This is a genomic window from Paenibacillus sp. DMB5, assembly GCF_001517085.1.
Taxonomy (GTDB): Bacteria; Bacillota; Bacilli; order Paenibacillales; family Paenibacillaceae; genus Paenibacillus_AQ.
The window spans coordinates 1-12,543 of sequence record NZ_LRAC01000003.1; the positions used below are offsets into that span (position 1 = coordinate 1).

Below are 12,543 nucleotides of genomic sequence, written 5' to 3' on the forward strand. Positions count from 1 at the left end.
AATCCCTTTGATCGAGGTGCAGGCGGGCCAAATGCTGAAATCAAAGGGAAAAGTCCCTTTGAACCCACACCTAGCCAGCACCTTATCCCACATCCCTGAAAGGAGAGAGAAGAATGAGCAAACTAATCAGATGGAATGAGCAGCACATAGAGCGGGCGGCAGCGCTGGGCATACAGGGGCACACAGGTTTTAATCTGGAACAAGATACTGCTCCGCAATCAGCCCCAGCTCTAGTTCTGGCTGTAGAATCCGATCCGTTTCTAGCTACAGCTTTGGATCCGGCTCTAGCTGTGACCCTGGAATCCGATTCAGTTTTTGACATAACGCCAGCGCTAACGCCAGCTCTATCGCCAGCCCCGGCTCTAAACCCGGCATCCGATCTCGAGCCAGGCTTCTACCCGCAATCCTTCCGTTCCGCCGCCTTCAGACGGCAGAGCGGGGAGCGCGGGCTCTATCCATCCGGCTGTTATCCAGCTCATTCAGCCCTCTCTCCCTCCTGCACGGGGCTGAGGTGCAGGCCGATCTACAGTAGCAGCAACACGTCATAGCCGTGCTGCAGCACTAGACGTTGAATGAGGCTGCCGGATTGTGCAAGGTTTCGCTATACCTGATTACAGGGAGAGCAGAGACGGCGCAGCCGGCAGCTTTTTTATATAAACAAAACTACAGGAGGAGTAACAATGAACAGAAACATCAAATCGCACGGCAGCAACCACTATCAGCTGGAGCTTCCGCACGGGTCGCTGCATGTGTTCGCCAATCAGGAGATCTACGAGTCATTCGAAGACAAAGTGTTTGAGATGGCTGACAACAATCTGCGGATTCCACGCAATAAATATATGGCTTATACTCCGGATGCGCATGTCGGTGTGGGAACCTGCATCGGCACAACGGCGGTGTGGAACATGAAGGACGGGATGGTCTCGCCTTCGATTGTCGGAGTGGATATCGGCTGCGGGATGCGCGTGCACACGACGCCGCTGCATAAGCGGGATCTGCAGGATAAGGAGGTCCGCCGCAGACTGATCGAAGCGATTGAAAAATATGTGCCAACGAACGAGCGGGTCAACAGCAATTATGCCGACATTGATATTATGGAGATTGTGCGCAGCGGCCTGAACGGTCTGCCGGACAAATATATCCCTTCCCCGCAATGGATTACCCATGTGGAGGAGAGCAACTTCAGCTATGACCATACTGCGCTGGAAAACCTGCCCCCAAAAATCCGCAAAAACGCCCACGGCCAGCTCGGAACCCTGGGGAGCGGTAATCACTTTTGCGAGATTCAGTATCTGGAAATTGCCGAGGAGCATAAGGAGCAGGCGGCGAAGTGGGGGCTCTTCGACGGCGGTGTTGTCGTCATGATCCATTCCGGCTCGCGTGCCTGGGGGGCGATGGTCGGCCGTGAACACACAAAAACGATCAAGGAAGCGATGCATCTCTGGGGCGTAACGAACCCTGATCCGAACCTGAATTATGCGCCGATCAGCAGCCGCGAGGGCCAGACCTATCTGAATCTGATGTACTCTGCGCTGAACTTTGCCGTGACGAACCGGCATATGATTGCGTTCGGGGTGCAGGAGGCTTTCCGGGAGCTGTACGGGCCGCAGTTTGAAATGCCGGTGCTGTATGACCTGATGCATAACTATGCGTTAAAAGAGTTCCACCGCGGGCAGCCGATGCTGGTGCACCGCAAAGGGGCTACACGGGCGCTTCCGCCGGGGCATTTTTTGAACACGCCGGTGTACAAAGCTACCGGGCATCCGGCGCTCATTCCCGGCTCCATGGGCACCTCGTCTTACATTATGCTCGGACGCGAGGAGGGCCTGAAGAACTTTTACTCCATCTGCCATGGTGCCGGACGGGTACGTTCAAGAAGAGCAACCCGCCTTACGGTGACAGTGGATGAGTTCAGCCAGTCGCTGCAGGTTGGCACAGACGAGGAGATCATTGTTAACCACCGTTCCCTGGATACGATTCTCGATGAATGCCCGCAGGCCTACAAGGATGTGGATCAGATTATTGACAGCATCACAGGTGCAGGGCTGGCCGATGTTGTAGCCAAGTGCAAACCGATGGCGGTGATTAAAGGCATTTAGCCGCGTGGAAATTCCTGAATGCAAGGACAACAAAGACTTCCTCTTCCTTTTCTGGCTTGTCCCTATCAATGTATGGTATATTATTCTCACAAAAAACAAAGTAAGGAGATTGGAAATGGAAAAAACACTTGTCTTTGGACACAAAAATCCGGACACGGATACAATTTGTTCAGCAATTGCTTATGCGGCACTCAAGAAGGAACTGGGCTGGGATGCTGAAGCTGTACGTTTGGGAGAAGTAAGCGGGGAAACCCAGTTTGCACTGGATCAATTTGGCGCAGCTGCACCCCGTCTCGTTACAAATGTTGCCGGAGAAGCCGCTCAGGTGATTCTGGTTGACCATAACGAACGCCAGCAGAGTGCAGACGGAATTGAGCAGGTCCGTGTAGTTGAAGTAATCGACCACCACCGGATCGCCAACTTCGAAACAGCGCACCCGCTCTACTACCGTGCTGAGCCAGTAGGCTGCACAGCGACTATCCTGAACAAGCTGTACAAAGAAAACGGTGTAGCGATTCCGAAAGAAATCGCTGGTCTGATGCTGTCTGCAATCATTTCCGATTCTTTGCTGTTCAAATCGCCGACCTGCACCGAGCAGGACGTAGCTGCTGCGCGTGAGCTGGCTGAAATCGCCGGTGTAAATGCCGAAGAATACGGTCTGGCTATGCTTAAAGCCGGTGCTGACCTCAGTGACAAGAGCATTGCCCAGCTGATCTCCCTGGATGCCAAGGAATTCAAAATGGGTGACTACAAGGTTGAAATCGCCCAGGTCAATGCGGTTGACGTGAACGATGTGCTCTCCAAGCAGGCAGAGCTGGAAGCGGCGCTTACAGCCATTATTGCTGAAAAAGAACTGGATCTGTTCCTGTTCGTAGTAACAGACATCTTGAACAACGACTCCGTAGGTCTGGCGCTCGGCCGTCTCGCCGGAGCAGTAGAGCAGGCTTACAATGTGAAGCTGGATGACAACAAAGCGCTGCTCAGAGGCGTTGTATCCCGCAAATCACAGATCGTACCGGTACTCACAGAAACGATCGCCAAGCTGTAGTCAATATATAAGGGCGAGGAAGCTTACCAGCTGACGGCCCGTGTTTATAGAAGCAAGCCTCTGCCCTGGACCTGTGGTCGTTAGGGCGGGGGCTTTCTTTTTGCCAAAAAAGGTCCGGCGTTCTATACTTAACATACATCAATGAGTCAGAAAGGAGCCCGTATGACAAAAACACGCAGCAGTAGCGCTTCCCAATATAAATCCTTCGGACTGGTATTGCAGGCAATGGTGGTGCTGGCCCGGAAAGGTGATACCTGTTCAAGCTGTGAAATGGCCGAGCTGCTCTCCTCCGAGGCTACTCTGCTGAGAAAAACGATGGCCAAGCTGACGCGTGCGCAGATTCTGGTGACCAAAGAAGGCCGGGACGGCGGCTACGCGCTTAACTGTGACCCGGAAAAGCTGACCCTTGCCGACATTTATCAGGCACTAGAGGCAGGCGAAGCTTGCAGCAAAGCGGTGAATGAGACGATGTGCGGTAATGCGCTAGGTGAGCAGATGATGGACGCCTGCGGTGAACTCTTTGCCGAAATGGACCGCAGTATCGTGCTTGTGCTTGAAAAATATACGCTAGCTGAAATGGTGCGCAAGGCTGGCTGTTGACAGAAGGCTTTTTTGTGAACTATACTGTGCATAATTAATTACAGTTAAATGTTGGGCAGCATAGGGTATGAAGACACAGATTTTTTTGACATTAACTGTGCTTTTATAATCACAGAATTGGGATCAGGAAGAGGAGGAGTTAGACAATGACAACAGAATTGAAGACGGAAGTAGAGTTCAGTAAGGTGATCCGGGAGCGGCATTCGGTGCGGAAATATGATCCGTCCTGGAGCATTTCCGAGGAGGAAATCAAAGCGATTCTGAGTGACGCCATTCTGGCCCCGTCCTCATCCAATCTGCAGCCTTGGCGCTTTATTGTCATTACAGATCCGGCGCTGAAGGAGCAGCTGCTTCCGATTGCCAATAACCAGCAGCAGGTTGTCGATGCTTCGGCTACGATTGCTGTAATCGGCGACATCGAGGCTTACCGCAATGCAGAGAAAATATATGAGTACGCTGAAGCAGCCGGATATGTCACTGCAGAGGTGGGAGCGGCAATGGCTAAGCGCAGCAGAGACGGCTACTCCAGCATGCCGGTCCAGAAGCTGAAGGAAATTGCCCTCATTGACGGCGGCCTTGTATCCATGCAGCTGATGCTTGCAGCCAAGGCGAAGGGCTACGACACGGTTCCTATGGGCGGCTTCCATCCCGATAAGTTCCGTGAGCTGTTCAGCATTCCTGAACGTTACGAGACTGTAATGCTGATTGCTCTGGGCAAAGCTGCAGCAGAAGGACGCTCCACCGCCAGACTGCCGCTGGAAGAAGTAGTCCAGTGGAACGGGTTCGAGGGGTAATTGAAAATGATGAAGCGGCCGGCGTATGCTGGCTGCTTCTTTTTCTTTTGGCAGATGGAGTGCCTTCTCCGGCCTCCAGCCGTCTTTTTTGGTTTTGCCGGGCTTTCTGCTAAACTATTGTTAGTGCCCTGCAACAATGCAGGCTTTCTACAGCAGAATTTATGCTTCCAGCCATCACTGAATGATTAACTTAAAACGCATCAGACAATCAGGAGGGATCGATATGATCAAGGTTTATCCCGCGGCATCCGCGCACCAGTTTGATCATGGCTGGCTGAAGGGCAGCCACAGCTTCTCGTTCGGGGATTTCTATGATCCGGATAATACGGCTTTTGGTCCTATGCGCGTCTGTAACGATGATACCATTGCACCGGGCAGAGGCTTCGGCGCCCATCCGCATAGCGACATGGAGATCGTCTCCATTGTATTGTCCGGCCGGCTGCGCCATGAGGACAATCTGGGCAATGTGGCCGAGACGGAGTTCGGCGGCGTTCAGCGGATGTCGGCCGGTACCGGGGCGATCCATACCGAACATAATCCTTCGGACACAGAACCAGTTAGGCTGCTGCAGCTCTGGTTCATGCCGCGCACACGCGGTACAGCCCCCTCATACACAACCGGGCGGTTTGATCCCGCCAGGCTTGAAGGCAGACTGCTGCCAGTGGTAGGCCCGGAGCGCACACCGGAAATTGTAGACATCGCCCAGGATATGACGATTTATCTCGGCCGGGCCGAGGCAGGCCGGGAGCTAACGTTTGAGCAGGAGGCAGGCCGCCGTATTTTCATTTATTTAATTGAAGGACAGGTTAAGCTGCCGGACGGTCAGCTCCTGCAGCCGGGAGATTCAGCCCGGATTGAGGGAATCAGCAGGCTTGCGCTCGCCAGCGGAGCTGACGCTCTGCTCATGGTTATTGATCTGCCATAGTCAGGTACGTACAATCCCATTATGAAGGAGGAGCCAAAAATGCAGCAGCAGGAGAGGGTGCTGGTGAAGCACTCCGTAACCGGGCGTATGCTTGTCAGCAGCACGGACGGACTGACCTACACGTTTAGCCCGCAAGGGGAGCTTACGCTGATTAAGCTCTGCGGAGTAAAGGCTGCACAGGGGGCGGCCGTAGTGGAGCTAAGCCCGGAGCTGAATGTGTTCCGGTTTGAAGAGCCGGCGGAGGGCCAGGTGATCAAGCACTGGTATTATGTCGGGGATAATCCTGTGGTATATGATGCGGATGCTGAATGTCTGAGCATCACTGTACAATCGGAAATTGAATACCGGCCGGATGAATACTGGGAATAGAGGCGCGCCTGCGCTTCTTTTTTAGTCGTCAGGAAGGTATAGCCGGTTCAACTTAGGGGTTACATCATACGTTATATTGATGTATGTTATTGGGTTTATTTTGCGTTTTTTCCTAAGAAAAGGACAAATGAACTTGACAAGAAAAGTTGAGTATACTAGCTTTGTTATGAAACGTAACACGCATAATGCGATAAGACAGGGGATATGGACATAATGGAATTGTTTGCAGCAATGGAACGTGACGATTACGAGGAACTGTTGTTTTGCCAGGATAAAGCATCGGGCCTCAAGGCCATTATTGCGATTCACGATACTACACTGGGGCCGGCGCTGGGCGGGACGAGAATGTGGACCTACGCTACTGAAGAGGCCGCTATAACCGATGCGCTCCGGCTTGCCAAAGGGATGACCTACAAAAATGCCGTGGCCGGCCTGAACCTGGGCGGCGGTAAAACCGTAATCATCGGCGATCCGAAGAAGGATAAAAATGAAGCCATGTTCCGTGCTTTCGGCAGATACATACAAGGACTTAACGGACGTTATATTACAGCTGAGGATGTTGGAACCACAGAAGCGGATATGGACATTATTCATCAGGAGACCGATTTTGTAACCGGGATTTCGGCTACTTACGGTTCTTCCGGTAACCCGTCACCAGCGACAGCCTACGGGGTTTATCAAGGGATGAAGGCAGCAGCCAAAGCGGCCTTTGGCAGTGACTCGCTGGCCGGCAGAACGGTTGCCGTGCAGGGCGTCGGGAATGTCTCGTTTACGCTGTGCAAATATCTGCATGAGGAAGGCGCAGAGCTGATTGTAACGGATATCAATAAGGAAGCGGTAGCCCGGGCGGTTGAAGCCTATGGCGCCAAGGCGGTTGATCCGGCGGATATTATCAGTGTACAGTGCCATATTTACGCACCTTGCGCGCTTGGAGCGACCATCAACGACGAGTCGCTGCCGCTGCTTAAGGCCAAGGTGGTTGCAGGCGCAGCCAACAACCAGCTGAAGGAGCCGCGCCACGGGGACGCCCTGCATGAGATGGGCATCGTCTATGCACCTGATTATGTCATTAACGCCGGCGGCGTCATTAATATTGCCGACGAACTGAACGGCTACAATAAGGACCGCGCCTTCAAGCAGATCAGCAAGATCTATGACAGCATCACCCGCGTGCTGGAGATCTCGCGCACCAGCGGCATTCCTGCGTATGCCGCAGCAGACCGGCTGGCCGAGGAACGGATTGCCCTGCTGCGCAACAGCCGCAGCACCTTCCTGCGCAATCCGCATCATGCCATCAGCAGAAGATAACAGCCAGCCTGGACCGGAAGCCATCCGGTGCAGACTGCTGTAACGTGAAGAAGCCCGTCTCCGGATAACCCCGAGACGGGCTTCTATGCTGTACTGATTGAAGCTCCCCCGGTGAGGGATGGAGCTATTCTACTTTTTCCGGTTCCGGATAAGTAACGCCCAGCGTGTCTACCGTAACCTTGGTCATGACAGGAGGCGTGTCCGGCCGGTCCGAGCTGTCACGCGGCAGGTTAACGATGGCTTGCACGACATCGAGGCCTTCCGTTACCTTGCCGAAAGCGGCATAGCTGCCGTCAAGGCTAGGGTAATCTGCAGCCATAATGAAGAACTGGGAGCCGCCGGAATTCATATCCTGGCTTCTGGCCATGGACAGCACACCCTCGGTGTGCAGCAGGTTATTCGTGAAGCCGTTGGCCGAGAATTCGCCAGCAATGCTATAATCCGGACCGCCCATGCCGGTGCCGTCGGGATCACCGCCCTGAATCATAAAGCCCGGGATAACACGGTGGAAAATGGTTCCGTCGTAGAAGCCCTTATGAATCAGTGAAATGAAGTTGTTTACGGTATTCGGTGCAACCTCAGGGTAGAGCTCAGCCTTGATAATGCCGCCGTTATCCATCTCAATGGTAACGACAGGATGGCTGGCCGTGGCCGACGGCACGCCTTCGGTGGCGGCAGCTGCACCCTCCTGGGGAGCCGGGCTGGCCTGGTTGCCGGCAGTATTGCCTGCTGCATTGTTGTCTGCCGGCTTGTTGCCGCAGCCTGCGGCAAAGACCATCAGCAGGGTCATCATCAGCAGCAGAATGACAGGGGTTCTTCTAATGCGCTTCACGTTGTAAATCTCTCCTTTAATCATGAGTAGGCTGGGTTGCTCATCACTCATCATACATGGTTTGTCCCGCCTGATGCAAAGCCTCTGGAATAACAGTGATTTGGCATCGCGGGAAAAGAGGTCTAGAATGGTAGATACTTCAGGGTTTAACAGAAGGGACGGTGGTTGTCTTGGCATTTTCATGGAAAAGGAATCTGATCGTGCTCTGGATAGGGGTGTTTTTCTGCAGCACCGCCTACTCGATTTCGATTCCGTTCCTCTCGATTTTTCTTAGTGACCAGCTCGGAGTTACCAGTCATCTGGAAATCTGGTCGGGAGTGAGCTTCGGGATTACCTTTCTCGCGAGCGCGCTGATCTCGCCTTACTGGGGGTCTCTGGCTGACAAATACGGGCGCAAGCCGATGCTGATCCGCTCGGGCTTCAGTCTGGCTGCACTTTATCTGATTAATTACTTTGTTCATGACCCGTATGTGTTTCTGATTGTGCGTGTGCTTCAGGGGCTGCTGGCCGGATTTGTTCCGGCGGCAATTGCGATGGTGGCGACCAATACGCCGGAGGAAAAGACCGGCTATGCGCTGAGCATTATGTCAACAGCGGGAGCAACAGGCAGCATTATCGGCCCGCTGATCGGCGGGGTGGTGAGCTATTATTCGAGCAACCGCGATGCGTTTCTGTTCTCGGCGGCCATTGTGCTCGTGTCAGCGCTGATCGCCACCTTTTTTGCCAGGGAGGAGAACTTTAACCGTTCCGCGGCAAGATCGCGTGTCAGCGATGACATCAGGGAGGCAGTTAAAAATAAAGCGTTCATTACGCTGCTGTCACTTGCGGGAATCAGCACCTTCTCGGTTATGATTCTGGAGCCGCTGCTGCCGATTTATCTGCTGGATATGGGGATTTCAAGGAACACGGCATCGCTTAGCTCGGGGATTGTTTTCTCTGCTGTCGGCATAGCGACGGTAATAATGGCTCCGCAGTGGGGGCGGATCGGCAGCCGTAAGGGCTTCGGGTTTATTTTGTTCATCGGCCTGATCGGCGGCGGGATCGGCAACATCCTGCAATATTTCGTGTCCGGCTATGTGGAGTTTGCCATTCTGCGGTTTGTCTACGGCCTGTTCTATGCGGGAGTGCTGCCTTCAGTCAATGCAATGATTGTCCAGACGATTGAACCGGGCTTCCGCGGCCGCGCGTTCGGCCTGAATCAGGCAGCCTCGCAGCTTGCGACCATGGCCGGGCCGATCATCGGAGGGCTGCTGGGTGCGTTCATTCCGATCCGCTGGGTATTCGTTATTAACGGGATGATGCTGCTTGCGGCAGCGCTGCTGGTCAAGCTGCAGAACCTGGAGGCCAAGGTTGGTGAAGCACGTGCCCACGGGGAAGCAGCAGATGCGCAGGCAAGCGGAAATATCTAAAATAAAGATAACAAAAGGCCAAAAGCACCGGGAAAACGTTTCCGGATTTGCTTTTGGCCTTTGCACATTAACGTTTAAACATCTTTAATTGAAGCTCCTTGACTAATCCTCTTCACCTGTAGAGCCGTTCAGCAGATCGGTTCCGGGCATAACATCAACCGGAGGGGCGGCCGGGTCTACCGCAGTGCCGGGCTGCAGCTCATCGGCATCCGGAACATCCTCCAGCGGCTGCACTTCCTCATCGCTCTCCTCGTCATCGGCATAGTCGATTACACTGCCGGTTAAACCGGCTGCTCCTGCGGCGAAAAGTGAGTCGGATTCCAGCAGCTCGTCCCGCTGCGGGGCAGGAGAAGCAATGATGCTGTTATCCCGGTCGGCCCTGCGGCCAAGCGCCGGCTGAGGCTCGTTTACACCGATATCGGCGGCGAGGATGGAGTCGCCTTCAAGCGCCGGATCAGCTCCTTCATCCGCTATGCCGTCAACATAATCAACAGGTCTTTCATGAATAGGCTCATGGCTGGCCAGTGATGACTCCAGCGGCTGGCGCTCCACATCCAGAGTTACACCGCTTACGCCCTGCTCCGTAATAGTGCCGAGAGGGCGCCGGTCCTCAAGCGGAATATCCTGTTCCGGGGGGGCGTCGCCCATTTTCTGATAGCGCTCATATGCAAAATCGGCTTCAGTTTTGTTGAACTCATTACCCATAGCCGTTCAGCTCCTTAGATTTAAGTCTGCCCCTCTTTGGGGACAGCGTGATTAATGGCAGCTTTCTGCTCCTCATCCCGTAGTGCACCGGGATAAGAGCCTTCCTGAAACAAGCCGAAATCCTCATCTATATCCCGCTCGGTTACGAGCCCGTCGTCATCCCGTTCCGCGCTGGCATCAGATTTCCTTTTGTCAGTCATAGCCGGACCTCCTTACCCGTGATCTATAGTAATTCTATACCCGATTAATTGGCTGCGAATCTGCGCCTCCCGGGCTTGGCAGGGCATTCTTAATATATTCATTCTCCAGAATGATTAACCGTGCCGATAATAAAAACAGGGTTTTCACTGAATTTTGCCGATAGAGGCAGGGAAAGTGCGAAGGTTGTCGAAAGTAAGAATCATACGAACTATTAAAATCCAACTTATGATTTATTGAGGTGTCTAATGAAGCTGTCATCACCAAAGAGAGTGGCCGCCATATTCATGCTTCTGCTCTTGACCGTTCTGGTGACTGCAGGGATCGCGATCGGGCGGAGCGGTGAACAGGATATCGTCCTGCCGGAATGGGAGCTGAAATGGGCGCAATCCGGGGAGGAGACTGTTGCTGAAGCAGCAGCTGCCCCGCAGGAGGAATGGATGAAATGTTCTGCGGATACAGCAAGACCGCTGCCTCCCGCAGATGTTGACGCAGCCTGGCTGCGCTTTGAAATACCGCCAATGCAGACAGATTCAGCGCTGCTTATTGATAAAGTATACGGAACAACGCTTAAGGCTTACCGCAATAATACGCTCATCTACGATTCGAGGCAGAACGTTAATTTTAGCGGCAGTAAAGTGCTGATTCCGTTAACAGCAACGCCGGGTGACGGACCGCTGTATCTGTGGAGCAGCGGAGGGGACAGGGGCTTCGGGGTAGGGGGGCAGATCAGAGCGGGAGATTATGATGGTCTAATGTCTCTTTATGTCAAACATGACCTGGTGGATGTGATCCTGGGGACCTCACTCATTTTTATGGCTGCTGTCCTGCTGGTATGTTTATTTTTTATACGGGTGCAGACATTGTCCGGCGGGTACTACCTGGTGCTGGTGATTCTTGCTTTCGGCGTGCTGTTTATTACGTACTCCCCGTTTCTGTCGCTTGTTCTGGGCAGCAGGGAGCGGCTGGTCGAAGCCAGCTTTGATACGGCATTATTTATCCTGCTGCCGGCCTTTACCTTATATTTCGAACGGATTTTCGGACCCGGCAAAGGCCGGCATCTTGTCCGCTTCCGCAATATTCAGCTGGGGTACTCATGTTTTTGCTTTGTGTTTTTGCTGGTGAATGCCCTGCTGTCCTTCCGGCTGGACAAGCTGTATGTGATCATGACGGTGAATGTGCTAGGGGTGCTGATGATTGTTCAGCTGGCATATCTGCTGGGGCTGGCTGTGGTATATGCTTATAGAGGAAATAAGGATGCAGCTATTTTCTCCACCGGTTTCGCCATCTTTGCGGTCATTTCGCTCAGCGAGCTGGTATTGTATTTTACATCCGCAGACTCTTTCCATCTTTTTTGGTGGAAGTGGGGCGTGGTGGCGTTTATCCTCTCTCTGATCATCATTCTCGGCCGGGGCTTTGCCAGAAACTACGAGCAGGCGCTCGCCTATTCCCGTGAACTGGAGCAGTTCAACAATACTGCACAGCGCTCGGAAAAAATGGAGATCATCAGCGAGCTTGCTGCCTCTGTAGCACATGAGGTACGCAATCCGCTGCAGGTGACGCGCGGGTTCCTGCAGATTCTGGGTGAACGCTCCGGTCGTAAAGAGAAGGAATATCTCGATATGGCGGTACAGGAGCTGGACCGGGCCTCCCTGATCATTACAGACTTCCTCACCTTTGCCAAGCCCGGACTGGAGGAAGTGGATGTATTCGAGCTGTCCGGGGAGCTGCGGCATGTGGCCGGCATCCTGGTGCCGCTGGCTAATCTGCAGGGCGGTACCATTGAACTAAAGCTGCAGGAAGGGCTTTATGTGCTGGGCAGTCCCGCCAAGTTCAAGCAGGCCTTCATTAATCTGATCAAGAACAGTGTGGAATCGCTGCACGAAGAAGGGCTGATTACGGTGTCAGCCTGGAAATCGGGCCAGCATATCATCATTAGTGTGAAGGATAACGGGGAGGGCATGAAGCCGAGCGAGCTGTCCCGCCTGGGCGAGCCGTATTATTCCAATAAAACCAAGGGAACAGGCCTGGGGCTGATGGTTACCTTCCGGATCGTCGAAGCGATGAACGGCACCATTCATTTTCACAGTAAAAAAGGCCAGGGAACCGAGGTTATCGTAAAATTACCAGCGGATCACAGTAAATAGAAAAGATTTGATAAAAAATGGGTATTTTAAAGGGATAAGGGCATTGCTGGGCGAAATACTAGCTGTGATCTGTCCCGCATTTATACCAATACATTCTCTTGGGGTGCTT

12 protein-coding genes are annotated in these 12,543 nt (G+C 53.3%); 9 read left to right on the plus strand and 3 right to left on the minus strand.

Going from position 1 to position 12,543, the window contains the following annotated elements; translation table 11 throughout:
• The first annotated feature begins 680 nt into the window (after window positions 1–680).
• From AWJ19_RS00495 to AWJ19_RS00530, 7 genes are all read left to right on the plus strand, one after another.
• Complete coding sequence (locus AWJ19_RS00495; protein WP_068720609.1) at window positions 681–2,099, plus strand: RtcB family protein; 1,419 nt, start codon at window positions 681–683, stop codon at window positions 2,097–2,099.
• A gap of 115 nt (window positions 2,100–2,214) precedes the next feature.
• Entirely contained in the window at window positions 2,215–3,147 is a 933-nt protein-coding gene (locus tag AWJ19_RS00500; RefSeq protein WP_068720611.1) for a manganese-dependent inorganic pyrophosphatase, read from the plus strand.
• Window positions 3,148–3,309: 162 nt separating this feature from the next.
• Window positions 3,310–3,747, plus strand: coding sequence for an Rrf2 family transcriptional regulator (locus tag AWJ19_RS00505; protein WP_068720613.1), 438 nt, complete (start codon window positions 3,310–3,312; stop codon window positions 3,745–3,747).
• Window positions 3,748–3,893: 146 nt separating this feature from the next.
• A complete protein-coding gene (locus tag AWJ19_RS00510; RefSeq protein ID WP_068720615.1) occupies window positions 3,894–4,541 on the plus strand; it encodes a nitroreductase family protein in 648 nt (215 codons plus the stop codon).
• 223 nt (window positions 4,542–4,764) lie between these two features.
• The gene (locus tag AWJ19_RS00520; protein ID WP_068720619.1) at window positions 4,765–5,466 is read left to right on the plus strand and encodes a pirin-like bicupin family protein; all 702 of its coding nucleotides are present in this window, start codon (window positions 4,765–4,767) and stop codon (window positions 5,464–5,466) included.
• Between the two features lie 39 nt (window positions 5,467–5,505).
• Window positions 5,506–5,835, plus strand: coding sequence for a hypothetical protein (locus AWJ19_RS00525; protein WP_068720621.1), 330 nt, complete (start codon window positions 5,506–5,508; stop codon window positions 5,833–5,835).
• A gap of 213 nt (window positions 5,836–6,048) precedes the next feature.
• The gene (locus AWJ19_RS00530; RefSeq protein ID WP_068720623.1) at window positions 6,049–7,143 is read left to right on the plus strand and encodes a Glu/Leu/Phe/Val dehydrogenase; all 1,095 of its coding nucleotides are present in this window, start codon (window positions 6,049–6,051) and stop codon (window positions 7,141–7,143) included.
• A gap of 124 nt (window positions 7,144–7,267) precedes the next feature.
• Here AWJ19_RS00530 and AWJ19_RS00535 read toward each other — a convergent pair whose 3' ends face one another.
• Window positions 7,268–7,999 carry a peptidylprolyl isomerase gene (locus tag AWJ19_RS00535; protein WP_068720798.1) on the minus strand — a complete coding sequence of 244 codons (732 nt, stop codon included), beginning with the start codon at window positions 7,997–7,999 and terminating at the stop codon, window positions 7,268–7,270.
• Window positions 8,000–8,145: 146 nt separating this feature from the next.
• Between AWJ19_RS00535 and AWJ19_RS00540 the strand changes: the two genes are divergently transcribed.
• Window positions 8,146–9,384 (plus strand): MFS transporter, encoded by a 1,239-nt coding sequence (locus AWJ19_RS00540; protein ID WP_068720625.1) that lies wholly within the window; start codon window positions 8,146–8,148, stop codon window positions 9,382–9,384.
• A 102-nt stretch (window positions 9,385–9,486) separates the two neighbouring features.
• Here the strand turns inward: AWJ19_RS00540 and AWJ19_RS00545 are convergent, their stop codons facing one another.
• Window positions 9,487–10,089: a hypothetical protein gene (locus AWJ19_RS00545; protein ID WP_068720627.1), complete on the minus strand. Its 603-nt coding sequence runs from the start codon at window positions 10,087–10,089 to the stop codon at window positions 9,487–9,489.
• 20 nt (window positions 10,090–10,109) lie between these two features.
• Entirely contained in the window at window positions 10,110–10,289 is a 180-nt protein-coding gene (locus AWJ19_RS00550) for a hypothetical protein (protein WP_068720629.1), read from the minus strand.
• Between the two features lie 246 nt (window positions 10,290–10,535).
• Between AWJ19_RS00550 and AWJ19_RS00555 the strand changes: the two genes are divergently transcribed.
• The gene (locus AWJ19_RS00555) at window positions 10,536–12,434 is read left to right on the plus strand and encodes a sensor histidine kinase (protein WP_068720631.1); all 1,899 of its coding nucleotides are present in this window, start codon (window positions 10,536–10,538) and stop codon (window positions 12,432–12,434) included.
• Window positions 12,435–12,543 lie beyond the last annotated feature (109 nt).

What these genes read in the sequence shown, in the direction of transcription:
- AWJ19_RS00545 (WP_068720627.1), bottom strand. Translation starts at nt 10,089, where the DNA reads ATGGGTAATGAGTTCAACAAAACTGAAGCCGATTTTGCATATGAGCGC.
- AWJ19_RS00500 (WP_068720611.1), top strand. Translation starts at nt 2,215, where the DNA reads ATGGAAAAAACACTTGTCTTTGGACACAAAAATCCGGACACGGATACA.
- AWJ19_RS00555 (WP_068720631.1), top strand. Translation starts at nt 10,536, where the DNA reads ATGAAGCTGTCATCACCAAAGAGAGTGGCCGCCATATTCATGCTTCTG.
- AWJ19_RS00495 (WP_068720609.1), top strand. Translation starts at nt 681, where the DNA reads ATGAACAGAAACATCAAATCGCACGGCAGCAACCACTATCAGCTGGAG.
- AWJ19_RS00520 (WP_068720619.1), top strand. Translation starts at nt 4,765, where the DNA reads ATGATCAAGGTTTATCCCGCGGCATCCGCGCACCAGTTTGATCATGGC.
- AWJ19_RS00535 (WP_068720798.1), bottom strand. Translation starts at nt 7,999, where the DNA reads ATGATTAAAGGAGAGATTTACAACGTGAAGCGCATTAGAAGAACCCCT.
- AWJ19_RS00550 (WP_068720629.1), bottom strand. Translation starts at nt 10,289, where the DNA reads ATGACTGACAAAAGGAAATCTGATGCCAGCGCGGAACGGGATGACGAC.
- AWJ19_RS00525 (WP_068720621.1), top strand. Translation starts at nt 5,506, where the DNA reads ATGCAGCAGCAGGAGAGGGTGCTGGTGAAGCACTCCGTAACCGGGCGT.
- AWJ19_RS00530 (WP_068720623.1), top strand. Translation starts at nt 6,049, where the DNA reads ATGGAATTGTTTGCAGCAATGGAACGTGACGATTACGAGGAACTGTTG.
- AWJ19_RS00510 (WP_068720615.1), top strand. Translation starts at nt 3,894, where the DNA reads ATGACAACAGAATTGAAGACGGAAGTAGAGTTCAGTAAGGTGATCCGG.
- AWJ19_RS00505 (WP_068720613.1), top strand. Translation starts at nt 3,310, where the DNA reads ATGACAAAAACACGCAGCAGTAGCGCTTCCCAATATAAATCCTTCGGA.